The organism is Nonomuraea sp. AD125B, from assembly GCF_041402765.1.
Lineage (GTDB): Bacteria > Actinomycetota > Actinomycetes > Streptosporangiales > Streptosporangiaceae > Nonomuraea > Nonomuraea bangladeshensis.
On sequence record NZ_JBGLOU010000019.1, the window covers coordinates 15,774 to 42,409 of the forward strand.

A 26,636-nucleotide genomic window follows, 5' to 3' on the forward strand; every position below is an offset into this window, starting at 1 on the left:
CATGGCGCTCGGCAAGAACTACGACGGTCAGGACTGCTCCTTCGCCAAGACCCTGGAGGTGCTCGGCGAACGCTGGACGCTGCTCGTGGTCCGTGACGCGATGTGCGGCGTGCGCCGTTTCGCCGACTTCCAAGCCCACCTCGACATCCCCAAGGCGGTGCTGTCCCAGCGGCTGAGCGCGCTCGTCGAGGCCGGCGTGCTCGAACGGCGCCGCTACCAGGACGCGCCGCCCCGCGACGAGTACGTCCTGACCCCCATGGGCCGCGAGCTGTGGGTGCCGGTGCTGGCCCTCGCCCAGTGGGGCGACCGTCACCTGACCGCGAACGGTCCCCGGCGGCTGTACGCCCACGTCACCTGCGGCTCACTCCTGGATCCCTACTCGGTCTGCGGGACGTGCGGCCGGAGCGTGCCGCTGGAGGAGGTCGAGGTGCGGCCGGGGCCGGGGCTGCGCGACGACAAGCGTACTGACCTGGTCAGTCTCGCCCTTCGGTCGCCGCACAGGATGCTCGCCCCGATCCCTGACAAGATGGGGGAAACCCCTGAAGGGAGATCACATGAGCTGGGCGGAAATCGGGTCCGAGGCCGAGCTGCGCGAGCTGCTCGGTGAGGTCATGCCGAGGGCGGCGACCAAGGAGCGGGTGCGGCTGCACGAGCGCGACCGTCAGTGGCTGGCCGCCTCGCCGTTCTGTCTGATCGCCACCTCCGGCGAGCACGGCGCGTGCGACGTCTCGCCCAAGGGCGACCCGGCCGGGTTCGTCCACGTGCTCGACGACGCCACGATCGCCATCCCCGACCGGCCCGGCAACCGCCGCGCCGACGGCTTCATCAACATCCTGCGCAACCCGCACGTCGGACTGATCTTCCTGATCCCCGGCCGCAACGAGACCTTGCGCATCAACGGCCGAGCCCGGCTCGTCCGCGAGGCCCCGTTCTTCGACGAGCTGGTCGTGAAGGGCCACCGCCCGCACCTGGCGATCGTCGTCGAGATCGAGCAGATCTTCTTCCACTGCGCGAAGGCGTTCCTGCGCTCGTCGCTCTGGAAGCCCGAGACCTGGGGCGACGACCTGCCCTCGCACGCGCGGATCACCAAGGACGTGCAGAAGGTGGAGGAGTCGCTGGAGGAGCTGGAGGCGTACTACGGCGCGACCTACGCCAAGAAGCTGTACGCCTCCTAGCGTCAGGCGGCGGGCGCCGGGCCGCCGGGGAAGCGGAGGACGTTGCGGCCGGTGTAGGCGCGCAGGTCGACGACCTTGGGATCTGCGGGGGGCTTGCGGCGGTCTGCCGAACGGATGTCGCGGACCTTGTGCCTGGCGATGTGTGGCGGCACCACCACAAGCCTCTTCATCGTAAGCCCCCCGTGATGTTTTCGTTACTGATGTTATCTATCGATACCCCCGTAAGTTCGGTGTAAGAAGCAGGCAAAAGGACCCGGTCAGCGCGGCGGCAGCCGGCCTTGGCTCGCGGAGCCGGAGCCGGGCCGCCGGTTCGGCGGCCCGGTTCCAGCGCGGCTCCAGCCCCGTTCCGGTCAGGCGCCGGGCGTGAGCCGGGAGGTCACGCCGACCCGGTTCCAGGCGTTGATCATCGCGATGGCCGCGATCAGCAGCGCGAGCTGCTTGTCGTCGTAGTGCTCGCGGGCCTGCTCCCACACCGCGTCCGGCACGGCCTCCCGGTCGGGCAGCCGGGTGGCCTCCTCCGCGAGCGCCAGCGCGGCCCGCTCGGCCGGGGTGAACACCGTGGCCTCGCGCCAGGCGGCCACCATCCACATGCGCTCGTCGCTCTCGCCGGCCTTCTTCATGTCACGGCTGTGCATGTCCACGCAGTAGGCGCAGCCGTTGATCTGGCTGACCCGCAGCTTCACCAGCTCCAGGGTGGCGGTGGGCAGCTCGCTCCCGTGCAGGATCTTCTCCACCTCGATGAGGTGATGGTAGATCTCGGGCACGTGCTTGACGATGTTGATCCGCTGGCTCATGGCAGCCTCCCGTAGGTGTTTCGCGCTTACGGGTACTGGACGGGGCAGGCCGCCGCGATGTGACAACCTCGGGCCGGGAAATCTCAGCCCTTGCAGTTGCCCCAGCTCTGGCGGCCGCCCCACGCCTCCACGCGGTTGTCCGGGTCGCGGGTCCAGCCGGCGTAGCGTACGCACTTCCAGCTCCCGGCCAGGTGACCGGTCTCTGCGTAGTAGCGGTATTTCTGCGCGTCCTCCGATTTGCCGCCGCCGCGCACCTCCAGGTAGGCCCCGGTGACGGTGCGGACGCCCCGGTACGCGGTCTTGATCGCGGCGACGCAGTTCTGGCCGCTGCGCCTGTTGTACATCAGGTAGACGTGCCCGAAAACGGCTCCGCCGCGCGTCTTCATCGCGCGGTGGCCGTCGTCGACACGGTGGAAGCCGGAGCCGCAGATGCGCTCCGGCGTGTGCGCCGCCGTGGCGGCGTAGGCGGAGGAAGGAAGCGCGGCGAGCCCGGCGGTGGCCAGGGCGGCCGCGAGAACGGTACGTGCGAGCACGGTCATCCCTTCGAGGGGAAACAGGGTCGGCGACGATCTTTACTGGCTCTTGACCGTGATGGCAAACGGAGCCGGAATATGGCGCTTTCTTGGGAAAGGTACGCCCAGGAACCGGGTATCCCCCCGGCGGATCGACTACCGAGGGGATCACCATGGCCATCTGCGAGACCTGCGGCAACGACTACGACATGGCGTTCGAAGTGCACGCGCAGGGCGCGGTGCACACCTTCGACTGCTTCCAGTGCGCGATCGAGGCGATGGCGCCGATCTGCGAGCACTGCGGCACCAAGGTCATCGGGCACGGCGTCCAGTCGGGCGAGCATTGGTACTGCTGCGCGCACTGCGCCCGCCAGGAGGGCAGCGACGGCATCGTCGACCGGGTGATGGCGGGCAGCGCCACCACCTGAGCCCCGGCTAGGCCAGCAGGGGACGCAGCCGCGCGACGGCCTCCGCCAGCGGCTCCGCCGGCACCGGAACGGCCAGGTCGAGGGCCACGTCGCCGTCCCGGTGCTCCCACACGCCCGCGACCCGCCCCTCGTGCACGACGACGGGGGAGATCCAGCCCGCCTGGCGGCTCACCCTGGCCTTGAGCTCCGGCGGGATGAGCGGGGCGAGCGTGCGCGGCGCGCCCAAAATGTACTGGTCGAAGCCCGGCAGCAGGTGCACGGCCGTGGACGGGCGGCCGGCGGCCAGCTCGTCCACGTGCTCCGACAGCGCGAGCAGCGTGAGCCCGTCGTCGGTCTCGACCTCGGTCAGCTCGGGCGCGAGCGCGTGGAACCAGCCCTTCAGCACCGCCTTGCGCGCCGTCCCGCCGAACAGCCACCCGTCGAACATCTCCGGCGTCGCCGGGCCGTGCGCGCCCAGGAAGGCGCGCGCCACCCGCACGCCCGCCTCCTCGTACGGCGGCAGCTCGCCCGGCCAGCCCGGCACCCAGCCCGCGGGGGTGGTGAAGGTCACCCGGCCCTCGCGCGGCGGGCCGTAGCACAGCTCGCCCAGGCGGCTGAGCGGCTTGAGCAGCGCGCCCCAGCCGGACGCCAGCGCCTCGCGCAGCCGGGTCCGGCCGGTCACCGTCACCACGGCGTCGACCAGCTCCTCCCGGGTCAGCGGGTCGCCCTTCAGCGCCTCGGGAACCGCCTCCATGATCAACGCGATCTCGTCGGCTGTCACCCCGTGGCCGCGCTGCCACGAGCCCTTCTCCCAGAACCGCAGCGTCGCGAGCGCCGCGCAGTAGGAGGCCAGCTCGTCGGCGGGCACCAGGTGCAGCGTGCCGCCCCGCATGAGCCAGGTCTTGACCAGGGTGCGCTCGGACCACAGGGCGCGGGCCACCTCCCCGCGCTCCGGCTCGGCCTGGCGGACCGCCACCGCCAGCTCCGCGGACGAGGCCACCTGCGCCTGCACGCCGCAGAGCCGCCTGGCGACGCTCACGGCGTCGCCGCCGTCGGCGCCGCTCACGAACTGCCTGCGCAGCCGCCAGGCGAGGATCTGCCCCCAGTTCACCCGAATCGTCATCCGCCCTTTCTACCGGACCCGGCCGACATTCCCGCCGGCCGGATCACGGGCTCAGGCGGTGAAGCCGATGTTCTCGTAGTGCAGGTCGTAGAAGCCGCGCGCGCCCACGTTGGCCAGCGTCTCCTTCACGGCCACGTTCTGAGGCCGCTGGTAGAGGGGCAGGACGTTGACCTCCTGCCACAGCAGCCGGTCGGCGACGTTGGCGAGCGAGCGCCCCTCGGCCGGGTCCAGGCTCTGCGCGGCCCGGCTCATGGCCTCGTCGATGGCCGCCGACCCGGTGCGGCCGAAGTTGGCGTTCCACGTCTTGCCGTCGGGCGCGTTCGCGTAGATGCCGAAGCTGCTGGAGACGGGGTACGGCGTGCCGATGTAGGAGAACGGCGTGATGTCGAAGTTGCCGGGGATGACGTAGCTGGTGAAGAAGTCGCCGCTGGGCACCGACCGGATGGTGAGCTTCACCCCGATCTGGGCCAGCATGCTCTGCGCCAGCTCCCCCTCCTGCTTGCTGATCTGCACCCCGGACGGCACCACGAAGCGCAGCTCCAGCGGCTTGCCGTTCTTCTTCCGCACCGCGCCGTCGAGCCGCCAGCCGGCTGCGTCCAGGAGCTGCCGCGCCCGCGTGGGGTTGTAGGCCCCGTGTTCGCCGGCGTTGTCCTGGTAGCCCTCCTGGGTGTTCATGAAGAAGTGGTTGTCGAGCAGCGCGATCGGCCAGTCCAGGCCCTGGAGGTCGGACTGCGCGATGGCCTGCCGGTTGATGCCGAGCTGAACGGCCAGGCGCACGTTGCGGTCACGCAGCAGCTCGCTGGAGCCGTTGAAGGTGAAGTGCCGGAAGTCGGGGCCGGCCGCCTGCCGCACCTGGGCGCCCGAGGTGGCCCTGGCCCGCGCGAAGTCGGGCGCGGACGGGCCCACGTCGATGATGTCGAGCTCGCCGTTGCTGAACGCGCCGATCAGCGAGTCCTGCTCGGCCGCCCGGTAGATGATTCTGTCGAGCTTGGCCCGGTCGCCCCACCACGCGTCGTCCCGCACCAGCGTGACTGTCTTGGCCGTCTGGTCGAACCCGCCGAACTTGAACGGCCCCGCCGTCACCGGGATCCTGTTGAGCCACCCGGTGTTGAACGCCTCCGCCGAGGAGTTGGTGGCGGCTGGCAGCAGCGGCCCGAACAACGACTGCCAGTCGCCGAACGGCCGCGCGAACGTCACCACCACCTCGTGGTCGTCCTTGCCCCGCGCCACCTTCTCGATGTCCTGGTAGCCGGTCGCGGAGGCGATGCGATAGGCGGGGTCCTTACCGTTGAGCGCCCGCCACTGGGCCTGGTAGTCGGCCCAGGTGATCGGCTTGCCGTCGGACCAATGGGCCTTCGGGTTGAGCGTGTAGGTGACGACCTGCCGCGGCCGCCGCGCCGTGACCTCGGCTTCCAGCACGTAGTCGCGGTCGGGCGTGATCTCCGCCTTCTCGTCGGAGTAGAACGGCGCGGGCAGCAGCGCGTTGCTGACCGACGCCGCCACCGCCAGGTTGCCGTCGACGTGGTTGCGGTTCCATTGCGCGGGCAGCTCGTTGATGCCCCACCGGAGCGTGCCGCCGTCCTTGACCTGGTCACGCGGGCGCGGATTGATGTCGAACGCCCTGATCGTACGGTCGTCGCCCCGGCCCCCGGCGCCTCCCGCGCCGCCGCCGGAGCGGCCCCCGCAGCCCGTCAGGGCCAGCGGCGCGGCCACGGCCAGGGCGAGGACGAGACGTGCTGCTTTCATCGAGCGGTTCCTCCTGGTCTATACGACGACACGCCTCTCGGCGTAATGGCAGGCCGCGCCGTGGTCCTCGCCCAGCGTCCGCACGTCGGGCTCCACCTGGACGCAGAGCCCGCGCTCTTCGTCGGCGAGCTCGCCGCGGAACTTGGGGCACCTGGTGCGGAAGCGGCAGCCCGTCGGAGGGTCGGCCGGGCTCGGCAGGTCGCCCTCCAGCAGGATCCGCCGCCGGGAACGCTCGCGCGCCGGGTCGGGCAGCGGGATCGCTGACAGCAGGGCCTGGGTGTACGGATGCATCGGGGTGTCGTAGACGGCCTCGACCCGGCCGATCTCGGCGATCCTGCCGAGGTACATGACCGCCACGCGGTCGGCGAGATGCCGCACCACGGCCAGGTCGTGCGCCACGAACAGGTAGGACAGCCCGAGCCTGGACCGCAACGCGCCCAGCAGGTTGATCACGCCGGCCTGGATCGACACGTCCAGCGCCGAGACCGGCTCGTCCAGCACCAGCAGCCGGGGCTCCAGCGCCAGCGCCCGCGCGATGCCGACGCGCTGCCGCTGACCGCCGGAGAAGTCCTGCGGGTAGCGGGCGGCGTGCTCGGGATCCAGGCCGACCAGCGCCAGCAGCTCGGCCACGCGCCGCCCCGGCCGCCGGTGCCCGTGCGTGCGCAGCGGCTCGGCGACGATGTCGTGGACGGTCATGCGCGGGTCGAGCGAGGCCAGCGGGTCCTGGAAGACCACCTGCAGGTCGCGCCGGATCGCGGTGCGCTCGGCCCGGCCGAGCCGGGAGGTGTCGCGGCCGAGCACGACGATGCGGCCGGCCTGCGGGGCGGCCAGCTCCAGGATCTGGGTGAGCGTCGTGGTCTTGCCGCTGCCCGACTCGCCGACCAGGGCCAGCGTCTCGCCCTCGCGGATGTCGAAACCGACCCCGGCGACCGCGTGCACGGTGCCCACCCGCCGCCGGAACACCGCGCCCTTGACCAGCGGGTAGTCCTTGACCAGGCCACTGACCTCCAGCACCGTCCGCCGATGCCGCGACCCTCCCGCCCGCTCGACGCCGACCGCACTGGCTACGGCGCCCGCACCGGCTGCACCGGAACCGACGGCGTCGCCGGGGCCGGCGAGGACAGTGGAGCCGGCGGTGTCAGCGAGGACAGCGGGGCTGGTGTCGGCGAGGCCCGCGGGAACTGCGGCGTCGGCGGGGCCGGTCGCCTCGGCGAGGCCGGCGGGGCGGACTTCCTCCCAGCGGATGCACGCCGCCCGATGCCCCTCGCCCACCTCGTACAGCGGAGGCTCGCGCTCGTCGCAGGCGGCCACGTGCAGCGGGCAGCGCGGCGCGAACGGGCAGCCGGGCGGCAGCGCGCCGGGGGAGGGCGGGCTGCCCTCGATCGGCGTCAGCCGCCCGCCGTGGCGGTCGATGCGCGGCACCGAGCCCAGCAGCCCCACGGTGTAGGGCATGCGCGGCCGGTAGTAGACGTCGTCGACGCCGCCGACCTCGACGGGGCGGCCGGCGTACATGACGAGCACCCGGTCGGCGAAGCCGGCCACCACCCCCAGGTCGTGCGTGATCATGATGATCGCCGCGCCGGTCTTGCGCTGCGCCGTCTTCAGCACCTCCAGCACCTGCGCCTGCACGGTGACGTCGAGCGCGGTGGTCGGCTCGTCGCAGATGATCACGTCGGGGTCGTTGGCGATGGCCATCGCGATCATCACGCGCTGCCGCATGCCGCCGGAGAACTCGTGCGGGAAGGCGAGCGCCCGCTCGGCCGGGCGCGGGATGCCGACCAGCTCCAGCAGCTCCACCGCCTTGACCAGGGCGTTCTCCCTGCTCACGCGCTGGTGTACGCGCACGGCCTCGGCGATCTGGTCGCCCACCCGGTAGACCGGCGTGAGCGCCGACAGCGGGTCCTGGAACACCATCGAGATCGTCCGGCCGCGCAGCGCGTCGAGCTCGCGAGCGGGCGCGCCGATCAGCTCCTTGCCGTGCAGTCGTACCGACCCGGTGACGCGCGCCCCCGGCGGCAGCAGGCCCATGACGGCCGCCGAGGTGACGGACTTGCCCGACCCCGACTCGCCGACGATGGCCAGCACCTCGCCGGGCAGCACCGCGAAGCCGACGCCGCGCACGGCCGGCACCCCGCCGAAGGTGACGCCGAGGTCGGTGACCTCCAGGACCGGTGGTCTCATCGCGCCCTCTTCGCCGCAGGGTCGAACGCGTCGCGCAGCGCGTCGCCGACGAGGTTGACCGCGAGCACCGTCACCACCAGCAGCCCGGCCACGAACCAGAACGTCCACGGCGCGTACATGGCCGTCCTCGACCCGTCGGCGATCAGCGTGCCGAACGACACGTCGGGCGGCTGGATGCCGAACCCGAAGTAGGACAGCGACGTCTCGGTCAGGATGGCCGCGCTGACGTTGAGCGTGGCGTCCACGACGAGCAGCGACGACAGGTTGGGGATCACGTGCCGGAAGACGATGCGCACCGGCGGCACGCCCATATAGCGGGCGGCCTGGATGAACTCGCGCTCCTTGAGCGAGATGGTCATCCCCCTGACGACCTTGGAGGTCACCATCCACAGGAACAGCGCCAGCATGATCACGAACAACACCCACTGCCCGGCACCGAACAGCGGCGACATGATCGCCAGCACGAGGAAGGCGGGCAGCACGAGCAGCAGGTCGGTGGTCCAGCTCAGCACGCGGTCGGTCCAGCCCAGGAAGTAGCCGGCGAACGCGCCGACGAGGGCCGCGAGCGCCGTGGAGACCAGCGCCGCCAGCAGGCCCACGACCAGAGACTTCTGCATGCCGCGCAGGGTGAGGGCGAAGACGTCGGCGCCCGTCTGGAGCGTTCCGAACCAGTGGTCGGGGGAGGGCGGCTGCAGGAACGCGGTGAAGTCCTTGTCGGTGTAGCTCCACCGGCTGACCAGCGGCCCGGCGAAGGCCAGCAGGAACATGGCCGCCAGCACCGCGAAGCCCGCGATCCCCTGCGGGGAGCGGAAGAACCGCCCGGCCACCACCCGCGTCCGGGAAGGGACGCGCGTGGTCGCGCCGTCGCTCAGCTCCTCGGCCAGCTCCTCCTGCGACAGCGTCATGCGGACCGCACCCTCGGGTCGAGCGCCGCGTGCAGCAGGTCGGCGGCGAGCGAGGCGCACAGCACCGCGACGCCCGCGAGCAGCGAGATGGCGGCGACGGTGTTGACGTCGTTGCTGAAGATCGAGTTGATGAGCTGCTCGCCCAGCCCGTGCCAGCCGAAGATCTTCTCGGTGAACGTGGCCCCGGTCAGCAGCGCCCCGAACGTGAACGCGAAGTAGGTCGCCACCGGGATCAGCGCCGTGCGCAGCGCGTGCCGGAGCAGCGCCTTGCGCCGGCTCAGCCCCTTGGCCACGGCGGTGCGCACGTAGTCGGCGCCGAGCACGTCGAGCATCATGTTGCGCTGGTAGCGGCTGAAGACGGCGGCGAGCCCGACGGACAGCGAGATCGTCGGCAGGACGAGGTGCTGCACCCGGTCCACGGCCTGGCCCCAGAACCCGGAGGTCAGCCCGTCGGTGTACTCGCCGCTGACCAGCAGCACCTGGTGGCCGAAGACCCGCTCGTTGGCCCAGGACGCCAGCAGGATCAGCATGTTGGCCACCACGACCACCGGCACCGCGAGCACCACGAACGACAGGCCGGTGGAGAGCCGGTCGAACCAGCCGTACTGCCGGACCGCGGCGAGCGCCCCGGCCAGCACCCCGATCAGGCTGCCGAAGAACACCCCCAGGATCACCAGCCGGAACGTCACGCCCATGCGCCGCCTGAGGTCGTCGCCGACCGGCGAACCGGTGATCGTCCTGCCGAAGTCGCCCCGGACCACCCCGCCCGCCCAGGTGGCGTAGCGCTGCAGCAGCGGGACCTTGTCGTTGAGGTTGAGCGCGGCGAGCTGCGCGTCGACCACGGCGGGCGGCGGCTTGGGCGTGCGGTCGGCGTAGTTGGAGCGCGGGTCGAGGGCGACGGCGGCCAGCAGATAGGAGAGGCTGGCGGCCACCACGACGAGCACGGTGTAGCCGAGCAGCCTGCGGACCAGGAACCCGGCCATCGCCCTCCCTCCGCCGAGCACGCTACGCAGTCATATAGCTACACCATGCGACGGGTGGGTGCACGCAGCAGGAAGAAGTCAGCGGCCGGAAAGTTCGTCCACGGCGGCGGCGACGTCCTCGCTCGTGATCGTGGTCAGCTCGGCCGCGCTGGCCGCCGAGCCGGCCCCGGCCTGCGCGGCCAGGCGTACGTCCCGGCGCATCGCGGCGCGCTCGAACAGCGAGCGGGCGAAGCGGCCGTTGCCGAGGCCGTCGATCAGCCGCTCCGCGCAGACCCAGGTGAAGACCTCGTCGAGGTTGCGCAGCGCGCCCTCGTCGAAGGTGTCGCCCGCCTTGGACGCGAGCAGGACCGCGATCTCGCTCAGCTCGGCGGGGGAGTAGCTGGGGAAGGCCACGCGCTGGTTGAACCGGCTGGCCAGGCCGGGGTTGGTGGCGAGGAAGCCGTCCATCTCGCGCTCGTAGCCGGCCAGCACGACCACGAGCCGGTCGCGGTCGTCCTCGGCCCGCTTGAGCAGCGTCTGGACGGCCTCGGCGCCGAAGGCGTCGCCGCCCTGGTAGCCGGGGTTGACCAGGCTGTAGGCCTCGTCGATGAACAGCACGCCGCCGAGCGCCCGGTCGATCAGCTCGTTGGTCTTGATCGCCGTGGCGCCGAGGTGCTGGCCGACCAGGTCGGCGCGGTGCGCCTCGACGACGTCGGGCCTGGCCAGCAGGCCGAGCGCGGCGAAGACGCGGCCGAGCACCCGGGCGACCGTGGTCTTGCCGGTGCCGGGCGGCCCGACGAAGACGAAGTGGCGCATCTGCTGCGGCGTCGGCAGCCCGCGCTCCTGCCGCATGCGGGCCACCTGGAGCTGCGCGGCGATGGCGTGCACCTGCCGCTTGACCGGGGCCAGGCCCGCCATGCGGTCGAGGTCGGCGAGCGCCTCCTCCAGCGTGGGCGTGGCGGCGTAGCCGCGGAAGCGGGCGGTGAGGTCGTCGAACGCCTTGGTGACGTCGGCCGTGGTGGTCGTCACGAGGTCGGCGGTGGTCGGCGTGCCGCCCGCGCCCACCACGCGTACGTCGCGGGCCTGCGCGGCGGCCTCGACCAGGCTGCGGGCGAAGCGGGCGTTGCCCAGCTCGTCGACCAGGCCGCGGCGGTGCACGTCGTCGTACAGGCCGAGCAGGACGCGCCGGGTGTCGGGGCTCATCTGGTCGCCCCGTCGCCGCTGGAGCAGCTCGGTGACCTCGACGAGCTCCTGCGGGGAGTAGCCGGGGAAGCGCACGCGGGTGGCGAAGCGGCTGGCCAGGCCGGGGTTGCTGGACAGGAAGCCGCTCATCTCCTGCTCGTAGCCGGCCAGGATGATGATCACCCGGTCGCGGTCGTCCTCGGCCCGCTTGAGCAGGGTCTGCACGGCCTCGGCGCCGAACCGGTCGGGCTGGCCGTCGGAGGAGTTGACCAGCCCGTACGCCTCGTCAATGAACAGCACCCCGCCGAGCGCCCGGTCGACCAGCTCGTTGGTCTTGATCGCGGTCGCGCCCAGGAACTCGCCCACCAGGTCGGCGCGCTGCGCCTCGACCACGTAGGGGGTCTCCAGCAGGCCGAACGCGTAGAAGATCTTGGCGAGCGCGCGGGCCACCGAGGTCTTGCCGGTGCCGGGCGGGCCGACGAAGACGAAGTGGCGGGTGGGCCGCTCGCTGGCGTAGCCCGCCTCGGCCCGCAGCCGGGACGCCTCGATGGAGGCGGCGATCGAGCGCACCTGCTCCTTGACCGGGGCGAGCCCGATCATGCTCTCCAGCTCGGCGAGCGCGTCCTCGACGGAGATCTGGGGCGGCCCGCCGGGTTTGTCCTGGGCGGTCTCGGGGCGGCCCTCGCGGGCCCTGACCCTGACCTGCTCCTCGACGGCGTTCTCGGCCCTGGTCCGGCGGGCCAGCAGGAGGCGCTGGACGAGGACGGCGAGCGCGGCGGCGTAGCCGACCCAGACCGAGACGGTGGCGGAGACGGGGGACAGGGCCGCGGCGAGCAGGCCGGCGGGCAGCAGCGCCGTCAGGGTGGTCACCCACGGTGTCACCCAGCGGATGAGGTGCGCGGCGCCGGCGACCGGCAGGGCCAGTGCGACCATCAGGTGCACCGCGAACGAGCCCGCGGGGTAGAGCCGCGCGAACGCCTGCAGCGCGAGCGCCATCCAGCACACCACCACCAGCGTGGTGGCGGCGGCGCGGGGGAAGCGCATGGTGAGCGCGATGAAGGCGAGCGCCAGCAGGACGAGAGGGAAGGTGCTCAGCAGGTCCCAGCCGAGCGCCGCGCCCACTCCCATCGTCGCGACGAGCACGACCACGTAGAGCACCCGCCGCACCCCAGGGGGGATCCGGAAGTAGCGCTCCCGCACCTGTTCGAACAGATCCCGCGCTGCGGCCCGCCCCGCGGCCTGGGCCCTGCCGGACTCACGCATCACGCCTCCCCGGTCCGCCCCCGGTTATACCGCACTGGACGGACGATTAGGCGTTTCTGACACGCTGTGCCGAGGTCACGAAAGCGGCGATCTGACGGCCGAGCTCGGCGCCGGCGTCCTCCTGGAGGAAGTGCCCGGCGCCCTTGATCACGGGATGCTCCAGGCCGGAGGCCCCTGCCATCGACTTGAGCAGGATCGGCCGCATGCCTCCGGTGATCGGGTCCCCGTCGGAGAAGGCCACCAGGAACGGCCGCTCCAGCGTGGTGAGAACCCGCCAGGCTGCGCGGTTGGCGGGCGCGGCGGGGTCGTCGGGGGAGGTGGGCACGAGGCCGGGCATGGCCCGCGGGCCCGCCTTGTACGTCTCGTCGGGGAACGGCGCGTCGTACGCGGCCCGCACCTCGGGCGGCAGCGGCGTCCTGCACCCGGCCTGGACGAACCGGGCGATGTCGAGCGCCGGGGCGTTGAGCACGGACGCGCGGAACCGGTGCCAGACCTCGGGCATGGGAATGTCACCCGTCGGCAACCCCGTGTTGGCGGCCACGATCCGGGCCACCCGCTCCGGGTGCTCGGCGGCGATCCGCAGCCCGATGAGGCCGCCCCAGTCCTGGCCGACCACGGTCATGCCGCGCAGGCCGAGCGCGTCGAGCAGCAGGGCCCTGGTCCACTCGACGTGCCTGGCGTAGGTGTGGTCGGCGAGGTCGGCGGGCTTGTCGGAGCGGCCGAAGCCGATCAGGTCGGGCGCGATCGCGCGCAGCCCGGCCGCGGCCAGCTCGGTCATGACGTGGCGGTAGAGGAAGGACCAGCTCGGCTCGCCGTGCAGCAGCACGACCGGCTCGCCGCCGGCCGGTCCGGCCTCCACGTACGCCATCCGCAGGCCGTCGCCCACCTCGGCGTAACGGGGCTCGTAGGGGAAGTCGGGCAGTCCGGCGAAGCGCTCGTCGGGAGTACGCAGGATCCGCATAGAACAAAACTCTAGTCACCGGCGCTGGTGCCGCCCAGGGAACTCGCCCACCGACACCTGCTTGGGCGTCACCCGCAGCACGTCGGCGTCGGCGAGCGCGACGCCGCGCACCTCCACCCAGAACCGCCGCTGGAGCGGGTCGGCGGCGAACACCGCCACGCGCGGATCGGCCTCGATCGCCTCCCACGCCTCGGTCCCGGCGATCAGGCGCAGCTCGCCGGTGGAGGTGACGGAGGCGGCCGCGCCGGCGACGCGGGGGCCGCGGCCGTCGCCGTAGGACAGGACGACGTCGCGGGCGTAGGAGATGGTCCGGCGCGCCTCGGCGGTCAGCGCGGCCGACGGCCCTGATCCCATGGGCAGGTCGCACATGACCAGCGCGGCCCGCCACGGCCCTGGGCCGCCCCGCCACCAGGCCCGGGCCGCCCGCGCCGCGAACACCGCCACCGCCGCCGCGAGCGCCCCCAGCCCGATCCGCCAGGCCCACGGCGAGCCCAGCAGCCCGCCGGTCGCGCAGGCGGCGGCGGCCAGCACGACCAGCAGCGTCGCGGCCAGGAGCCACCGGTCGTCCGCGCGGCGGGCGCGCAGGCAGCCGCGCACCACCGGGTACGGCACCGCCAGCGCCGCCACGGCCGCCCGCGGCTCCACCACGAGCGCCCCGCCCACCACCGGCACCAGCACCGACCACGTCCTGACCAGGACGATCCAGAGCGTGATCCCGACATCGCGCCGCGCCGTGCGGTCGGGATCGGCGAGCAGCGCCTGCTCCAGAGCCCGCAGCGGCCGGCCGCGCCAGGACTCCGCCATCGCCCGCACGGCGGCGAGCGCCGGCCAGCCGAGCACGACGACGCCCGCGAGCCCGGCCCAGACCGGGTCGAGCGCGCGGGGCACGGCGGGCGCCGTCCCGAGCACCAGCCAGGCGGCGAAGGCCGGCACCGACACCACGGCGGCCACCACGCCCGCGCCGAGCCACGGGTCCCGTCCGAACATGGCGGGCACGTACGACCAGACCCGGACCCGCCGCGCCTGCCGCACCGTGAGCGGCACCAGCAGCGCGAGCACCGCGAACCCGGCGAGTCGCGCCCGCGTCCCCCAGTCGAAGGCGAGCGCCGCCGCCGCGATGGCGACGGTGGCCACGGCGACCAGCAGCCTGGCCTGCCGCGACCAGACCTCCAGTGCCCGCCTGGCCCTGCCGGTGTCGCGCGGGTCCACGGGCCAGGCCGGATCGTGGTGCGGGCGGGGCCGTTCCCAGCGCAGCAGCGCCAGCGCCAGGTTCACCCTGGCCTGCGGATGGGCGGGGGCGACGGCCAGCGCCGCGCGGTAGCGGCGCGTCGCGCCGGCGTGGTCGCCGCGCAGCAGCGCGAGGTCGCCCAGCAGGACCTCGGGGTCGGCCTCCTCGGGCGCGAACCTCCTGGCCTGCTCGGCGTGCCCGACCGCGTCCGGCCAACGGCCGGGGCGGCGGCGCAGGACGGCGGCCAGGCGCAGGCGGGCGAGCCAGGAGCCGGGCGCCAGCGTCACGGCCCGCTCGGCGGCGGGCAGCGCGTCGGCGTCGCGGCCCAGCCGCTCGTGGGCGAGGCTGATGAGCCGGTACGCCCACTCGGCCCCGGGATCGAGATCGGCGGCGCGGCGGGCGGCCTCCAGCGCGGATTCGGGGCGGCCGGTGTTGAGCCTGGTCAGCGCCTCGTCGCACCATTCGCGTGAGGACCTATCCTGAATGTCATCGTTCTTACCACTTGGATCGGTCCCCACCCCTCCATGATCGGTTGGGGGGCCGACGTTGGATAGATACCGACATATGGCTGTATCTCTCTAGAGAGGTGCGCCAGACCGTGGATCAGGCGATACCGCTATGACAAGCGCGTGCCATGGCCTAAGCTGCCACGCAAGCCGGAGCGCAAGAGCCGGGGCGCCGCCGTCCTGAAGGGGCGGGCGCGAGACCGTGGCGCGCGAGCGGCCGACCACCTGCGCGTGCGGGCCCTGTCAGCGGATCGGCCTGCAAGGAGGCCCATGACCGTCACACAGGCCGCACCGCTCGTCAAGACGTCCGCGAGCCGGCCGGGCGAGCGCCGCTGGTCCGTCCTGGCGCTGCTCTGCCTGGCGCTGCTGCTCATCACGGTGGACGCGACGGTTCTGCACATCGCGGTGCCCGCGCTCACCGCCGCGCTCGAACCGAGCGCGGTGCAGCTCCTGTGGATCATCGACGTCTACTCGCTCGTCGTCGCGCCGCTGCTCATCATGTTCGGCACGCTCGGCGACAAGTACGGACGCAAACGCCTGGTCCTGTGCGGTTTCGTGCTGTTCGGTCTGGCCTCGGCCGGGGCCGCGTTCGCCCCCACGCCGCTGGCGCTGATCCTGGCCAGGGCGCTGCTCGGCGTCGGCGGCGCGATGATCATGCCCGCCACGCTCTCGCTCATCCGCCAGGTCTTCACCGACCGGCGCGAGCGGGCCGTCGCGCTCGGCATCTGGAGCGCGGTGGCCGCGGCAGGCGCCGCCGTCGGGCCGCTCGTCGGCGGGGTGCTGGTCGGCTTCTGGTGGGGCGCGGTCTTCCTGATCAACGTGCCGATCCTGCTCGTGCTGCTGCCCGCCGCCGTCCGCCTGCTGCCCGACTCGCCCGTACGCAGGGACCGCCCCTGGGACGCCGCCGGCGCGGCGCTGTCGGTCGTCGGCCTCCTCGCGCTGGCCTTCGGGCTCAAGGAGGCCGGTTCGGGCACCCTCATGCCGATGTGGGCGTCGCTGCTGGTGTTCCTGGCGGGCGCCGGGCTGCTCGTCGCCTTCGTGAGGCGGCAGCGGCGGCTGGCCGTGCCGCTGCTGGAGCTCGGGCTGTTCCGGCGGCGCGAGTTCACCACCGGCGTCACCGGGGTGCTGCTCGGCGTCTTCGCGCTGGTCGGGCTCCAGCTCATGCTCGCCCAGTACCTGCAGCTCGTGCTCGGCGACAGCCCGGTGCGCGCGGCGGTGCGCATGCTGCCGCTGGTGCTGTCGGCGATCTGCGGCGGGCTCGCGGCGGCCCACATCCTGCCGCGCCTCGGCCTGCGGGCCACGATGAGCGGCGGGCTCGGACTGGTCGCGCTGGCCCTCACCCCCACGCTGAGCTGGGGCGTCGAAGGGCACCCCGTGATGCTGGCCGTCTGTTTCGTCGGCATCGGGTTCGGGGTGCAGGTGGCGCTGCTGGCCGCCTCCGACACCATCATGTCCGCGGTCCCGGAGTCCAGGGCGGGAGGGGCGGCGGCCATCGAGGAGACCGCGTACGAGCTGGGCGCCGGCCTCGGCGTCGCCGTGCTCGGCACCGTCACCGCCATCGCCTACGCCCCCGCGCTGACCGCCGTGCCCGGGGTTTCCGCGACCCGCATGGACGAGGCCCGCCAGTCCCTGGCCTCGGCCGCGCACGTCGCGCACCAGGTGGGCGGCAGCGCGGGCCAGGCGCTGCTCGACACCGCCCGGTGGGCCTTCGTCAACGCCCTGCACACGACCGTCGTCGTGAGCGTCGTCCTGCTGAGCCTGACGGCCGTCGCGGTGGCCGTGCTGCTCCGCCGTCCTTGAGGTGTGCCATGTCCCGTACCGGGCAGTCAACTAGCGTGAAACAGGTCTCCCGTGATGTCGCGGCCTTAGTCGCCCGCCTGTGCGTGGGCGGGATCTTCTTCGCCAACGGATGGGCCAAGCTGGAGGACGGCCTGAAGCTCACCGGCTCCAAGTTCCTGGAGCAGGGCGCGCCCGCGCCGCAGGCATGGGCCACGGTCACGATGCTCGCCGAGCTCATCGGCGGGGCGCTGCTGATCGCCGGGCTGGCGGTCTCCGTCACGGGACTGTTCCTCTTCGCCGAGGCGCTGGCGGTCTTCCTCGTCGCGCCGCCGCTCAACCCGATCACCGTGAACGAGATCGTCCTGCTCGGCGCGGCGTCGCTGCTGCTGGCCGTGGTGGGGGCCGGGCGGGTGTCGGTCGACCACATGGTGGTGATCCGGCGGCGGGAGGCGGCGGCGGCCGACGAGTTCGCCGCCGACCACGACGCCGAGCGGGTCCTCGCGTCCTTCCGCGACCCGGACGCCCCGGCGCGGCCCGCCGGCGAGGCAGGCGCGGCCGGGGAGGCCGGGGAGGCCGGGGAGCCCCCCGCCCCCGCCGAAGCACAGCAGGAGGCGCCGCCCGCGGACCCGCCCGTCGAGCGCTCCGCCACCGAGGACACCGCGCCGCATCCGCGCCCGCGCGCCGCCGCTCCCAAGCGCACCGAGGAGCGGGCCCCCGCCCCTGGCGACACGCTGGTCGCCGGGCGCAAGAAGCCCGCCGCCCGGAGCAGGCGCACCTCCGACGAGTGAGGCCCGGGGTCACATCTCCGCGGTGAGCCGGGCCACCACCCGCATCTTGTTCATCGCGTCCAAGGCCGCCACCTTGTACGACTCCGCCAACGTCGGATAGTTGAAAACGGCGTTCACCAGGTAATCCACAGTGCCGCCGCACCCCATGACGGTCTGCCCGATGTGCACCAGCTCCGTCGCGCCCGTGCCGAACACGTGCACGCCGAGCAGCCGCCGGTCCTCCGAGGACACCAGCAGCTTGAGCATGCCGTACGAGTCGCCGATGATCTGCCCCCTGGCCAGCTCCCGGTAGCGCGAGATCCCCACCTCGAACGGCACCTTCTCCCGCGTCAGCTCGTCCTCCGACTTCCCGACGAAGCTGATCTCCGGGATCGTGTAGATGCCGATGGGCGTCAGCTCGGCCAGCTCCTCGACCGGCTCGCCGCAGGCGTGCTGGGCGGCCACCCGGCCCTGCTCCATCGAGGTCGCCGCGAGCGCGGGGAAGCCGATCACGTCGCCCACGGCGTAGATGTGCGGGACGGCGGTGGCGTAGTTGTCGTCCACCTGGATCCGGCCGCGCCGGTCGGCCGCCAGGCCCGCGGCCTCCAGGCACAGCTCGGCGGTCTTGCCCTGGCGGCCGGCCGAGTACATCACGCAGTCGGCGGGGATCCTCTTCCCGCTCTCCAGCACGGTCAGCGCGCCGCTGCCGCGCCGCTCGACGGCCGCCACGTTCTCGCCGAACCTGAAGGTGACCGCCAGATCGCGCAGGTGGTACTTCAGCGCCTCGACGATCTCCAGATCGCAGAACTCCAGCATGCGCTCGCGCCGCTCCACCACCGTCACCTTCGTGCCGAGCGCGGCGAACATGGAGGCGTACTCGATGCCGATCACGCCTGCCCCGACGACCACCAGCGTCTCCGGCACCCGCTCCAGCCGCAGGATCGCGTCGGAGTCGATCACCGTACGGTCGTCGAACTCCACGCTCTCCGGCCGGGCCGGCGAGGTGCCGGTGGCGATCACGATCCGATCGGCGGTGATCTTCATCTCGGCGCCGTCGTCGTCGCCGCTCACACCGATCGTGTGCGGGTCGAGGAAGCGGCCGGTGCCGTGCAGCACCGTCACGTGGTTGCGGGCGAGCTGGCTGCGGATCACCTGGATCTCGCGGCCGATCACGTGCTGGGTGCGCATGCCGAGGTCGGTGACCGTGATCTCGTCCTTGACGCGGTAGCTGGCGCCGTACAGCTCGCGCTGGTTGAGCCCGGTGAGGTAGAGCACCGCCTCGCGCAGCGTCTTGGAGGGGATCGTGCCCGTGTTGATGCACACGCCGCCGATCATGTGCCGTTTCTCGATCACGGCGACGCGCCGGCCGAGCTTCGCCGCGGCGATCGCGGCCTTCTGTCCGCCCGGCCCGGAGCCCAGGACAACTACGTCAAAGTCCGCCACAACGTACAGTGTGCGGTCCGGCTGCACCGCGCGAAAAGCCCCGTCTGCCAGACTCGCTCGCGGTCGTGCTGGAGGCCGACGGGCTCGGCACCGAGGAGATGCGGCGCTCCGCCGCATGGACCAACCTGTCCGAGACCACCTTCGTCCTGCCGCCCACCAGCCCCGAGGCCGACTACCGGGTACGGATCCTCACCCCGGCCCAGGAGCTGCCCTTCGCCGGGCACCCCACGCTCCGCACCTGTCACGCCTGGCTGGAGGCCGGGGGCCCGAGGGTGAAGCGCACCTCGTCGCCCGGGCGGAGCTGCGCGGCCACCGCCAGGTCGGCCGCGCGCAGCACGGCGATCACCGGATAGCCGCCGGTCGGCGGATGGTCGGCGAGGAAGACGATCGGCTGACCGCTCGGCGGCACCTGGACCGCGCCCGTCACCATCCCCTCGCTCGGCAGCTCGCCCGCCCGCGCCCGCACCAGCTCCGGGCCGCGCAGCCGCACGCCGACCCGGTTGCTGTCCTGCGTCACGACGTAGGGAGCCGCGCACAGCTCCGCGAGCGCCTCCGGCACGAACCAGTCGTCGCGTGGCCCCGGCAGCACCCGCAGCACGGCCGGCCCGAGCTCCGGCAGCGGCGCGTAGTCCGCCACGAGCCCGCCCACGGCCGGCCCCACGGGCAGCCGCGTGCCCGCCCGCAGCGGCTCGGGGCCGAGCCCCGACAGCGAGTCGGTGGACCGGCTGCCCAGCACCGGCGGCACCGCGATCCCGCCCCGAACCGCCAGGTACGTCCGCAGCCCCCGCGCGGGCGCTCCCAACCGCAGCTCCGCCCCTGCCGGCACCCAGAACGGCGCCCCCATGCCCGCCCCGCGCACCGGCCCCGCCGGCACCGGCGCGCCCGCCAGCGCCGCCCAGGCGCCCGCGAGGAAGCGCAGCCGCGCCGAGCCGAAGGTCAGCTCGATGCCCGCCAGCCCCTCGGGGTTGCCCACCAGCCGGTTCGCCAGCTTCAGACTCGCCACGTCGGCCGCCCCGGACCCCGGCACACCGAGGTGGGCGAAGCCGGGCCGGCCGAGATCCTGGACGCTCGCGTACGGGCCGGGCGAGATGACCTCGATCACGCGGCCTCGAACCTCACCCGCGTGCCGGGACGGAACGGCGTCGGCGGATCGGCCGCCACGTCCCACACCCGCAGCGTGGTGTGCCCGAGCAGCCGCCACCCGCCCGGCGACGCGCTCGGGTAGACCGCCGAGTAGGGCCCGGCGACCGCCACGGACCCGGCGGGCACCGAGGTGCGCGGCGTGCCCAGCCGGGGCACGTGCAGCACCGGGTCCAGCCCCGTGAGGTACGCGAACCCCGGCGCGAACCCCAGCCACCCCACCACCAGCTCGCGCCCCGCGTGCCGGGCGACCACCTCGTCCACGCCGACGCCCGCCAGCTCCGCCACCTGCTCCAGGTCGGCCCCGTCGTAGACCACCGGGACGGTCACCACCGGCGCCTCGGCGGCCGGCCCGGCGTCGGGCTTCCTGTCACGTTCCCTGGCCAGCACGTCCGCCAGCCGCTCGCGCAGCCGTTCGCGGTCGCCGCCGGGAGCCACCACCAGCACGGTGCCGGGCCCGGGGACGATCTCCACGACCCGGTCGGGCCGCTCGCGCCGCAGGGCGGCGTCCACACGGTGCGACAGCTCCAGCGAGCCCGTCTCGACCAGCAGCCCGTGCTCGCCCGCCAGGCGGATCACGTGAACGCCTGCAGGACCACCCCGGCCGCCAGCAGCACGTCCCGCACCTCCTGCGCCAGCCGGACGGCCCCGGGCGTGTCGCCGTGGACGCAGATCGAGCGCGCCCCGATCGGCACGGAGCTGCCGTCGACGGCCTTCACCGCGCCCTTGACCGCCATCTCCAGTGCCCGCGCGGACACCTCCGCGGGGTCGTGGATCACCGCGCCCTCCTCCCTGCGCGGCACCAGCGTCCCCTCCGGCGTGTACGCCCGGTCGGCGAACGCCTCGCTCACCGTCGGCACGCCCGCCGCGGCGGCCACCTCGTGCACGACCGAGCCGGGCAGCGTGAGCACCGGCAGCGTGACGTCGTAGTCGGCCACCGCCTCGATCACGGCGGCCGCCTGCTCCCGGTCGCGCACGACGCGGTTGTAGAGCGCGCCGTGCGGCTTGACGTACGACACCCGCCCGCCCATCGCCCGCGCGATGCCGTCGACCGCCGCGAGCTGGTAGAGGACCTCCGCGCACAGCTCCTCGGGCTCGACGTCCATGGCCCGCCGGCCGAAGCCCGCGAGGTCGCGGTAGGACACCTGGGCGCCGATCGCCACGCCCCGGTCGACGGCCGCCGCGCAGGTGCGCCTGATCGTCACCGGGTCGCCCGCGTGGAAGCCGCAGGCCACGTTGGCGCTCGTGACGATGTCGAGGAGCGCGAGGTCGTCGCCGAGCCGCCAGATCCCGAAGCTCTCGCCGAGATCGGCGTTGAGGTCAATCACCATGGCACCATCATGCTGAGTCGCCGCCGTTCCGGCAGGCCGAACACCGGCGCGGACCGGCCCCGCCCGTCAGATCTCGTCCGGAATGTCGGCGATGTCATCGAGGGCCGCGGCGAGCTCGTCGGGGTCGCCGCCGATCCGCTCGGCGATCTCGATGAGCACGTGCAGCACGTCGTGCCGGTCGTGGCCGAGGTCGAGCAGGCGCTGGGCGGCCTCCCAGAGCTGCGGCGGGTCGCCCTCCCACAGCCGGGTCGCGATCTCCTCGTGCCAGGCCAGGTGCTCCTGGTCGATCGCGCCGCCGTGGTCGATCTCCAGCAGCGTGCGCCGGTCGGCCTCGTCGGAGGGGTTGAGCTTGTCGAGATCGATCCCGTTGTGCACACCCTGCAGGTAGGGGAACGCGAAGGCCCGCCTGGCCAGCGCCGACAGGTCGCCGTCGGGCAGCAGCCGCTCCAGCAGCGGCCGGTCGAGCCCGAACGTCGTCGGGTCGCGGTAGGCCTCGGGGAACTTGCCCGTCGCCTCCCACACGGCGTCGAGCGTGGCCCGCAGCCCTTGCTCGGGCAGGCCCGTGCGGCGCGCGGCGAAGCGCACCCACGCCGACAGCACGTGCGGCATGGCGTCCTGCTCGGCCGCGCTCAGCATGACCTTGCGCGGCAGCCAGTCGAGCAGGAACGTCTCGCACTTGGTCGGGCTGACCCGCAGCGGCCGGTTGAAGTCCTGCTCGCAGCCGTAGTCGATGATGTGGTCGGCGCAGCGCGAGGCCGCGGAGGGGTCGGACAGGTGCTCGGCCGCGTCGGAGGCCAGGAACTCGGCCGCCAGCATGGCCCGCCGCTCCCTGCTGTAGGGGGCCTCGATGTGCAGCGGCGCCGGGCGCTTGCGGCCCGGGGGCAGCGCCTTCAGCCGGGCGCGGGCGAAGGCGTGGTAGGCGCTGTAGCTGTCGCTCACCGGCGGGGGCGTCTTGGGCTCCCTGGTGGCCTTCATGGCCGAGTCGAGCAGCGCCCTGGCCTGCTCGGGCTGGATCTCCTCGAACAGCAGCATCGGGTTGCCCGCCGCCTCGGCCCTCGCCTGCTCCAGCAGCTTGTCGACCTGGGAGGACACCCAGGCGTCGCGGGCCATGCCGCTCATGTTGTAGTCGACGACCACGACCAGCGCGTGCCGGTCGGTCGGGTCGGATGCCTCGTTCCACCGGTAGGCGAAGGTGCAGATGACGGTGTCCTGGTCGCCGTAGGCGTCGCGGGAGACGTAGCAGCCGGCCGGCTTGACCGCGCCCACCTTGTCGGCCCAGCCGGGCCGCGCCACGCCCGACTCCATCATCGCCAGCGCCGCGCCCTCGGCCTTGGCGCCCTGGCGGGCGGTGCCGAGGTAGGCGAGGCAGATCAGCAACGTGAGCGAGGCGGGGTTGCCGGCCTTGGCGGCGTAGTCGACCAGCCCCTCGCCGAGCACCTGCTCCACGTCGCCGCCCCGGACCCGTCGGCCCCACCAGGCCCCGATCATGTCGGAGACCATCAGCTCCGCGTCGAGCGGCGTGCGCACGGCCAGCAGCTCGCGGGCCGCCGTCACCATCTCCTTGAACACGTCGTCGGGCGGGGTGCTCTCCCGGGGATCTCGTCGGTGTCGGCGCACACCCTCACTCTCTCGTATTCCAGGCGCAAACGGTGCGGAGAACTCGGCCTGGTAACCCCGATGTTATCGGGGATCTCAGCGTTTGTCGGAGTCTCGGTGTTGTCGGAGTCTCGGTGTTACCGGAGTCTCAGCGCGGGTCGCGCGGCGGCGGCGCCGAGTTGACGATCGCGAGCAGGTGCTCGCGCGCGATGCGCTCCACGATCTCGGGCGTCGCCGAGACGCCCAGATGCCGGGCGCACGCGCAGACATCGGCCACGCAGCGGTCGATGATGTCCACGGGTACGGTCAGGAACTCTTCGGCCAGCCGGAGACTGACCGGTTCGCGCAGGAACCGTGTGGCCAGAGCGAGCATAGGTGTCAGATTCCTCTGGAAGCCCGGGGGCAAACCCTCAGGAACGTGTGCTGGGCGACTTGCGCTCTCATTTCATCCTTTCTCGGACGGGTGTCAAGCCTCCGCGACGCCTGTGTTCACTTCACCCGGCGCCCATCCATGCCAAGCTGTCTCCATGCGCATCCAGCTCGCCCAGAAGAGCGAGGCGGACGAGCTCCTCGGCCGCAATCCCCTCGCCCTGCTCGTCGGCATGCTCCTCGACCAGCAGATCCCCATGGAATGGGCGTTCACGGGGCCGCACACCATCGCCGAGCGGCTGGGAGGCGACCTCACGGCCGAGCGCGTCGCCTCGTATGATCCTGAGGCGTTCGCCGCGCTGCTCGCCGAGAAGCCGGCCGTGCACCGCTACCCCAAGGCCATGGCGGCCAGGGTCCAGGCGCTCGCGGCCCACCTCGTCGAGCACTACGACGGGCGGCCCGAGAACATCTGGGCCGGGGCACCCGACGGCAAGGAGTTGTTGAAACGACTCATGGCCCTTCCGGGATACGGCAAGCAGAAGGCCCAGATTTTTTTGGCATTGCTGGGGAAGCAGTTGGGTGTTCAACCTTCAGGCTGGCGTGAGGCGGCGGGAGCCTATGGCGAGGAGGGTTCACACCGGTCGGTGGCCGACGTCGTCGACGCCGAAAGCCTGGTCCGCGTACGTGCCGCCAAGCAGGAGGCCAAGCGCGCGGCCAAGGCCGAGTAGCTGCGCTGTAACCTGATCTTGCTGCGCGACGTGGAGCGATTTTGACAGGATGCGTTGACCTTAGGGGCGACCGGGCCGCGGCGGGGGCTTCCGTCCGCACATGCCCATCGCCGATGATGTACTGCAGGATCCGGTCGCCCGGAGCTGTGCTACACCCAGACACGACTATGGAGATGTGCCGCGTGGGAGACCCTGGCACGCGACGGAGGTGCGGACGATGAGCGCCGAGACCTCCGTTCCCCGTCCCCGGGAGTCGGATGTGGACATCTCAGACTCCGCCCTCTTCCAGGGCATGCTGTCCGAGGCCGAGTTCGCCTTCGCGTTCTTCGACGGCGACGGCCGCGTCCAGCGCGTCAACGACGTCTTCTGCGGCGCCGTCGTCAACGTGCCCGAGGAGCGCCTGGTCGGCCGGCAGCCGGTCGAGGTGCTGACCGCAGACCTCAGCCAGATCATCACCCACGCCGTGCAGGCCGTGATCGAGACCGACGCGCCGGTCACCGAGGGGCGCGTCCGCGTGCGCTCGGCCGAGGGCGACACCCGGCACTGGTCGCTGTCGTTCTCGCCGGTCCACGACGACTCGGGCGAGCTGCGCGCCGTCGCGCTCGTCGGCATGGACGTCACCGAGAGCCGCCAGACCGAGGAGGCGCTGCGCCGCAGCGAGGAGCGCTACCGCTCGCTGGTCGAGGCGCAGTCCCAGCTCGTCTGGATCACCTCGCCCACGGGAGCCGTCGTCGAGGACGCGCCCCAGTGGCGCGCCATCACCGGCCAGGGCCTGGAGGAATACCTCGCCAACGGCTGGCTGGAGGTCGTGCACCCCGAGGAGCGCCAGCAGACCGAGGAGGCCTGGCGGGAGGCGCTGCGCGGGCGCACCATGTTCGAGTGGAACTACCGCGTGCGCACCCGGGCCAGCGGCTACCGGCACTTCGAGGTGCGCGCCGTGCCGATCATCCGGCACGGCAGGGTCGTGGAGTGGGTCGGCGCCAACACCGACGTCACCCCGCAGCGCGAGGCCGAGGAGATGCGCGGCAGGCTGACCGACCAGCTCGGCGCCGCCGCCCTGCGCACCGCCCGGCTGCAGGGCGCGACCGCCATGCTCGCCGAGGCGCTGACCGTCGAGCAGGTCGTGCAGGTCATCATCGACGTGGGCCGCACGGCCCTGGCCGCCGACCGCTCGGCCGTGGCGCTGCTCGACACCGACCGCGCCGCGCTCAAGCTCATCAACGGCGAGGGCATCCCCGAGGCGTCGGGCGCCTCAGGCGAGGAGATCCCGCTGTCCAGCTCCAGCGTCATGACCATGGCGGTCAACAGCCGCCGCCCGGTCTTCGCCGAGTCGCCCGACAGCCTGCGGTCCCAGCTCCTGGAGGCGGGCGGCGACGAGGAGGTGCTGGGCAACTACCTCGCCAGCAGCGACGAGCGGGCCTGGGTGGGCCTGCCGCTGCTCGCCGCGGGCCGCGCGCTGGGAGCGCTCCGATTCTCCTTCACCCGCCCGCAGAAGATCTCTCAGGAGGACGGCGTCTTCCTGGAGGCGCTGGCCGGCCAGTGCGCGCTGGCGGTCGAGCGGGCCACCCTGTTCGAGCGCGAGCACCGCACCGCCGAGACGCTGCAGCGCAGCCTGCTGCCCGACCGGCTGCCCGTGGTCAAGGGCCTGGAGCTGGCCCAGCGCTTCCGCTCGGGCAGCCGTCACGTCCAGGTCGGCGGCGACTGGTACGACGCGTTCGTCCTTCAGGACGGGCGGGTCGCGGCGGTCGTCGGCGACGTCATGGGCAAGGGCGTCAAGGCCGCGGCCGGCATGGGCCGCATCCGCAACGCCATGCGCGCCCTGGCGCTGACCAACCCGCCGCCCGCGGCCGTCCTCACCGGCCTCGACCGCGTCTTCGAGGCCACCGAGGAAGAGGAGCAGGTCACCACCCTGGCCTACATGGTCGTCGAGCCCGTCACCGGCGAGGGCACGCTGGCGCTGGCCGGCCACCCGCCGCCCGTGCTGGTCTCGCCGCAGGGCACCGCGATCCTGTGCGACGGCGAGCCGGGCACGCCGCTGGGCTGGCCGACCAGCCGTCGGCAGTTCCGGTTCGTGGTGCCGCCCGGACACACCGCCGTGCTCTACTCCGACGGTCTCGTGGAGAACCGCAAGCGCGGGCTGGACGCCGGACTCGCGGACCTTTGCAGTGTTGTGACCGAAGCGCCGCCTGAGGTCGTGAAGAGTCCTCACATGTTGCTGGACTTCCTGGTTGACCGGATGTTGTCTGGATATGAACAGGATGATGACGTTACCGCGCTCGCACTTCACGTTCCGCCAGCCACGAAGAGTGACTGAATGAAACAGTCATAACGGTTGCTTTCGGGTATCAGTGCCCCGCTTACGTACGCACTACTGCCTTGGTCGGCCTAGGGTGGAGGTCAACCGCCGGGAGGTGGCCGTATGGAGTGCGGGGTCGTGCCACAATGCTGTGCAGGTCCGTCGCGGTCCGCACGGCCTCACCGATCTCCGAGAGAGGCAACAGCCCCCCAGCGGGCATCTGGGTCCATTGTCGCCACGCG

Annotated in this window: 25 protein-coding genes; 8 read left to right on the plus strand and 17 right to left on the minus strand. The window is 72.7% G+C overall.

Annotated elements, in window-relative coordinates:
• Window position 1 precedes the first annotated feature (1 nt).
• Complete coding sequence (locus ACBR40_RS38715; protein ID WP_344212765.1) at window positions 2-607, plus strand: helix-turn-helix domain-containing protein; 606 nt, start codon at window positions 2-4, stop codon at window positions 605-607.
• Window positions 555-1,175: a pyridoxamine 5'-phosphate oxidase family protein gene (locus tag ACBR40_RS38720; RefSeq protein WP_371251916.1), complete on the plus strand. Its 621-nt coding sequence runs from the start codon at window positions 555-557 to the stop codon at window positions 1,173-1,175. The genes ACBR40_RS38715 and ACBR40_RS38720 overlap by 53 nt, the downstream gene beginning before the upstream one ends.
• A 2-nt stretch (window positions 1,176-1,177) precedes the next feature.
• On the opposite strand, the gene ACBR40_RS38725 is transcribed toward ACBR40_RS38720, so the two are convergent.
• From ACBR40_RS38725 to ACBR40_RS38735, 3 genes are all read right to left on the minus strand, one after another.
• Window positions 1,178-1,345, minus strand: coding sequence for a hypothetical protein (locus tag ACBR40_RS38725; RefSeq protein WP_344212761.1), 168 nt, complete (start codon window positions 1,343-1,345; stop codon window positions 1,178-1,180).
• Between the two features lie 180 nt (window positions 1,346-1,525).
• A complete protein-coding gene (locus ACBR40_RS38730) occupies window positions 1,526-1,969 on the minus strand; it encodes a carboxymuconolactone decarboxylase family protein (protein ID WP_344212759.1) in 444 nt (147 codons plus the stop codon).
• An 83-nt stretch (window positions 1,970-2,052) separates the two neighbouring features.
• Window positions 2,053-2,508, minus strand: coding sequence for a hypothetical protein (locus ACBR40_RS38735; protein WP_371251917.1), 456 nt, complete (start codon window positions 2,506-2,508; stop codon window positions 2,053-2,055).
• Window positions 2,509-2,654: 146 nt separating this feature from the next.
• On the opposite strand from ACBR40_RS38735, the gene ACBR40_RS38740 reads away from it, so the two are divergent.
• Window positions 2,655-2,909, plus strand: coding sequence for a hypothetical protein (locus ACBR40_RS38740; RefSeq protein ID WP_344212755.1), 255 nt, complete (start codon window positions 2,655-2,657; stop codon window positions 2,907-2,909).
• Between the two features lie 7 nt (window positions 2,910-2,916).
• On the opposite strand, the gene ACBR40_RS38745 is transcribed toward ACBR40_RS38740, so the two are convergent.
• The 8 genes from ACBR40_RS38745 to ACBR40_RS38780 all read right to left on the minus strand — a co-directional run bounded on the left by ACBR40_RS38745 (window position 2,917) and on the right by ACBR40_RS38780 (window position 14,957).
• Window positions 2,917-4,011: a DNA glycosylase AlkZ-like family protein gene (locus ACBR40_RS38745; RefSeq protein ID WP_371251918.1), complete on the minus strand. Its 1,095-nt coding sequence runs from the start codon at window positions 4,009-4,011 to the stop codon at window positions 2,917-2,919.
• Between the two features lie 51 nt (window positions 4,012-4,062).
• Window positions 4,063-5,757, minus strand: a complete 1,695-nt coding sequence (locus ACBR40_RS38750) for an ABC transporter family substrate-binding protein (protein WP_344212751.1) — start codon at window positions 5,755-5,757, stop codon at window positions 4,063-4,065.
• 18 nt (window positions 5,758-5,775) lie between these two features.
• Complete coding sequence (locus tag ACBR40_RS38755) at window positions 5,776-7,938, minus strand: dipeptide ABC transporter ATP-binding protein (RefSeq protein ID WP_371251919.1); 2,163 nt, start codon at window positions 7,936-7,938, stop codon at window positions 5,776-5,778.
• Window positions 7,935-8,843, minus strand: a complete 909-nt coding sequence (locus ACBR40_RS38760; RefSeq protein ID WP_371251920.1) for an ABC transporter permease — start codon at window positions 8,841-8,843, stop codon at window positions 7,935-7,937. The genes ACBR40_RS38755 and ACBR40_RS38760 overlap by 4 nt, the downstream gene beginning before the upstream one ends.
• Window positions 8,840-9,826, minus strand: a complete 987-nt coding sequence (locus ACBR40_RS38765; RefSeq protein ID WP_371251921.1) for an ABC transporter permease — start codon at window positions 9,824-9,826, stop codon at window positions 8,840-8,842. The genes ACBR40_RS38760 and ACBR40_RS38765 overlap by 4 nt, the downstream gene beginning before the upstream one ends.
• A 78-nt stretch (window positions 9,827-9,904) precedes the next feature.
• Window positions 9,905-12,250, minus strand: coding sequence for an AAA family ATPase (locus tag ACBR40_RS38770; RefSeq protein ID WP_371251922.1), 2,346 nt, complete (start codon window positions 12,248-12,250; stop codon window positions 9,905-9,907).
• A gap of 46 nt (window positions 12,251-12,296) precedes the next feature.
• The gene (locus ACBR40_RS38775) at window positions 12,297-13,211 is read right to left on the minus strand and encodes a haloalkane dehalogenase (RefSeq protein WP_371251923.1); all 915 of its coding nucleotides are present in this window, start codon (window positions 13,209-13,211) and stop codon (window positions 12,297-12,299) included.
• Between the two features lie 15 nt (window positions 13,212-13,226).
• On the minus strand, window positions 13,227-14,957 hold the full coding sequence (locus ACBR40_RS38780) for a tetratricopeptide repeat protein (RefSeq protein WP_371251924.1): 1,731 nt from the start codon (window positions 14,955-14,957) through the stop codon (window positions 13,227-13,229).
• Between the two features lie 258 nt (window positions 14,958-15,215).
• Between ACBR40_RS38780 and ACBR40_RS38785 the strand changes: the two genes are divergently transcribed.
• Both ACBR40_RS38785 and ACBR40_RS38790 read left to right on the plus strand, forming a co-directional pair.
• Window positions 15,216-16,745, plus strand: a complete 1,530-nt coding sequence (locus ACBR40_RS38785; protein WP_371251925.1) for an MFS transporter — start codon at window positions 15,216-15,218, stop codon at window positions 16,743-16,745.
• A gap of 35 nt (window positions 16,746-16,780) precedes the next feature.
• Window positions 16,781-17,512, plus strand: coding sequence for a DoxX family protein (locus ACBR40_RS38790; protein WP_371251926.1), 732 nt, complete (start codon window positions 16,781-16,783; stop codon window positions 17,510-17,512).
• A 9-nt stretch (window positions 17,513-17,521) separates the two neighbouring features.
• Here the strand turns inward: ACBR40_RS38790 and sthA are convergent, their stop codons facing one another.
• Window positions 17,522-18,934: a Si-specific NAD(P)(+) transhydrogenase gene (sthA, locus tag ACBR40_RS38795; protein ID WP_371251927.1), complete on the minus strand. Its 1,413-nt coding sequence runs from the start codon at window positions 18,932-18,934 to the stop codon at window positions 17,522-17,524.
• Between the two features lie 65 nt (window positions 18,935-18,999).
• On the opposite strand from sthA, the gene ACBR40_RS38800 reads away from it, so the two are divergent.
• The gene (locus ACBR40_RS38800; RefSeq protein ID WP_371251928.1) at window positions 19,000-19,287 is read left to right on the plus strand and encodes a PhzF family phenazine biosynthesis isomerase; all 288 of its coding nucleotides are present in this window, start codon (window positions 19,000-19,002) and stop codon (window positions 19,285-19,287) included.
• On the opposite strand, the gene ACBR40_RS38805 is transcribed toward ACBR40_RS38800, so the two are convergent.
• From ACBR40_RS38805 to ACBR40_RS38825, 5 genes are all read right to left on the minus strand, one after another.
• Window positions 19,176-20,036 (minus strand): biotin-dependent carboxyltransferase family protein, encoded by an 861-nt coding sequence (locus tag ACBR40_RS38805; RefSeq protein WP_371251929.1) that lies wholly within the window; start codon window positions 20,034-20,036, stop codon window positions 19,176-19,178. The two genes, ACBR40_RS38800 and ACBR40_RS38805, sit on opposite strands and share 112 nt — an antisense overlap.
• Window positions 20,033-20,653, minus strand: coding sequence for an allophanate hydrolase subunit 1 (locus ACBR40_RS38810; protein ID WP_371251930.1), 621 nt, complete (start codon window positions 20,651-20,653; stop codon window positions 20,033-20,035). The genes ACBR40_RS38805 and ACBR40_RS38810 overlap by 4 nt, the downstream gene beginning before the upstream one ends.
• Complete coding sequence (locus ACBR40_RS38815) at window positions 20,650-21,405, minus strand: 5-oxoprolinase subunit PxpA (RefSeq protein WP_344212725.1); 756 nt, start codon at window positions 21,403-21,405, stop codon at window positions 20,650-20,652. The genes ACBR40_RS38810 and ACBR40_RS38815 overlap by 4 nt, the downstream gene beginning before the upstream one ends.
• A gap of 66 nt (window positions 21,406-21,471) precedes the next feature.
• Complete coding sequence (locus tag ACBR40_RS38820) at window positions 21,472-23,022, minus strand: hypothetical protein (RefSeq protein WP_371251931.1); 1,551 nt, start codon at window positions 23,020-23,022, stop codon at window positions 21,472-21,474.
• A 127-nt stretch (window positions 23,023-23,149) separates the two neighbouring features.
• The gene (locus tag ACBR40_RS38825) at window positions 23,150-23,374 is read right to left on the minus strand and encodes a hypothetical protein (RefSeq protein WP_329592331.1); all 225 of its coding nucleotides are present in this window, start codon (window positions 23,372-23,374) and stop codon (window positions 23,150-23,152) included.
• 154 nt (window positions 23,375-23,528) lie between these two features.
• Between ACBR40_RS38825 and ACBR40_RS38830 the strand changes: the two genes are divergently transcribed.
• The gene (locus ACBR40_RS38830; protein ID WP_344212723.1) at window positions 23,529-24,098 is read left to right on the plus strand and encodes an HhH-GPD-type base excision DNA repair protein; all 570 of its coding nucleotides are present in this window, start codon (window positions 23,529-23,531) and stop codon (window positions 24,096-24,098) included.
• Between the two features lie 217 nt (window positions 24,099-24,315).
• Complete coding sequence (locus tag ACBR40_RS38835) at window positions 24,316-26,412, plus strand: SpoIIE family protein phosphatase (protein WP_371251932.1); 2,097 nt, start codon at window positions 24,316-24,318, stop codon at window positions 26,410-26,412.
• Window positions 26,413-26,636: the final 224 nt, after the last annotated feature.

Excerpts from the sequence above, each read along its gene's own strand:
- ACBR40_RS38715 (WP_344212765.1), top strand. The coding sequence starts at position 2 with ATGGCGCTCGGCAAGAACTACGACGGTCAGGACTGCTCCTTCGCCAAG.
- ACBR40_RS38720 (WP_371251916.1), top strand. The coding sequence starts at position 555 with ATGAGCTGGGCGGAAATCGGGTCCGAGGCCGAGCTGCGCGAGCTGCTC.
- ACBR40_RS38725 (WP_344212761.1), bottom strand. The coding sequence starts at position 1,345 with ATGAAGAGGCTTGTGGTGGTGCCGCCACACATCGCCAGGCACAAGGTC.
- ACBR40_RS38730 (WP_344212759.1), bottom strand. The coding sequence starts at position 1,969 with ATGAGCCAGCGGATCAACATCGTCAAGCACGTGCCCGAGATCTACCAT.
- ACBR40_RS38735 (WP_371251917.1), bottom strand. The coding sequence starts at position 2,508 with ATGACCGTGCTCGCACGTACCGTTCTCGCGGCCGCCCTGGCCACCGCC.
- ACBR40_RS38740 (WP_344212755.1), top strand. The coding sequence starts at position 2,655 with ATGGCCATCTGCGAGACCTGCGGCAACGACTACGACATGGCGTTCGAA.
- ACBR40_RS38745 (WP_371251918.1), bottom strand. The coding sequence starts at position 4,011 with ATGACGATTCGGGTGAACTGGGGGCAGATCCTCGCCTGGCGGCTGCGC.
- ACBR40_RS38750 (WP_344212751.1), bottom strand. The coding sequence starts at position 5,757 with ATGAAAGCAGCACGTCTCGTCCTCGCCCTGGCCGTGGCCGCGCCGCTG.
- ACBR40_RS38755 (WP_371251919.1), bottom strand. The coding sequence starts at position 7,938 with ATGAGACCACCGGTCCTGGAGGTCACCGACCTCGGCGTCACCTTCGGC.
- ACBR40_RS38760 (WP_371251920.1), bottom strand. The coding sequence starts at position 8,843 with ATGACGCTGTCGCAGGAGGAGCTGGCCGAGGAGCTGAGCGACGGCGCG.
- ACBR40_RS38765 (WP_371251921.1), bottom strand. The coding sequence starts at position 9,826 with ATGGCCGGGTTCCTGGTCCGCAGGCTGCTCGGCTACACCGTGCTCGTC.
- ACBR40_RS38770 (WP_371251922.1), bottom strand. The coding sequence starts at position 12,250 with ATGCGTGAGTCCGGCAGGGCCCAGGCCGCGGGGCGGGCCGCAGCGCGG.
- ACBR40_RS38775 (WP_371251923.1), bottom strand. The coding sequence starts at position 13,211 with ATGCGGATCCTGCGTACTCCCGACGAGCGCTTCGCCGGACTGCCCGAC.
- ACBR40_RS38785 (WP_371251925.1), top strand. The coding sequence starts at position 15,216 with ATGACCGTCACACAGGCCGCACCGCTCGTCAAGACGTCCGCGAGCCGG.
- ACBR40_RS38815 (WP_344212725.1), bottom strand. The coding sequence starts at position 21,405 with ATGGTGATTGACCTCAACGCCGATCTCGGCGAGAGCTTCGGGATCTGG.
- ACBR40_RS38825 (WP_329592331.1), bottom strand. The coding sequence starts at position 23,374 with ATGCTCGCTCTGGCCACACGGTTCCTGCGCGAACCGGTCAGTCTCCGG.
- ACBR40_RS38830 (WP_344212723.1), top strand. The coding sequence starts at position 23,529 with ATGCGCATCCAGCTCGCCCAGAAGAGCGAGGCGGACGAGCTCCTCGGC.
- ACBR40_RS38835 (WP_371251932.1), top strand. The coding sequence starts at position 24,316 with ATGAGCGCCGAGACCTCCGTTCCCCGTCCCCGGGAGTCGGATGTGGAC.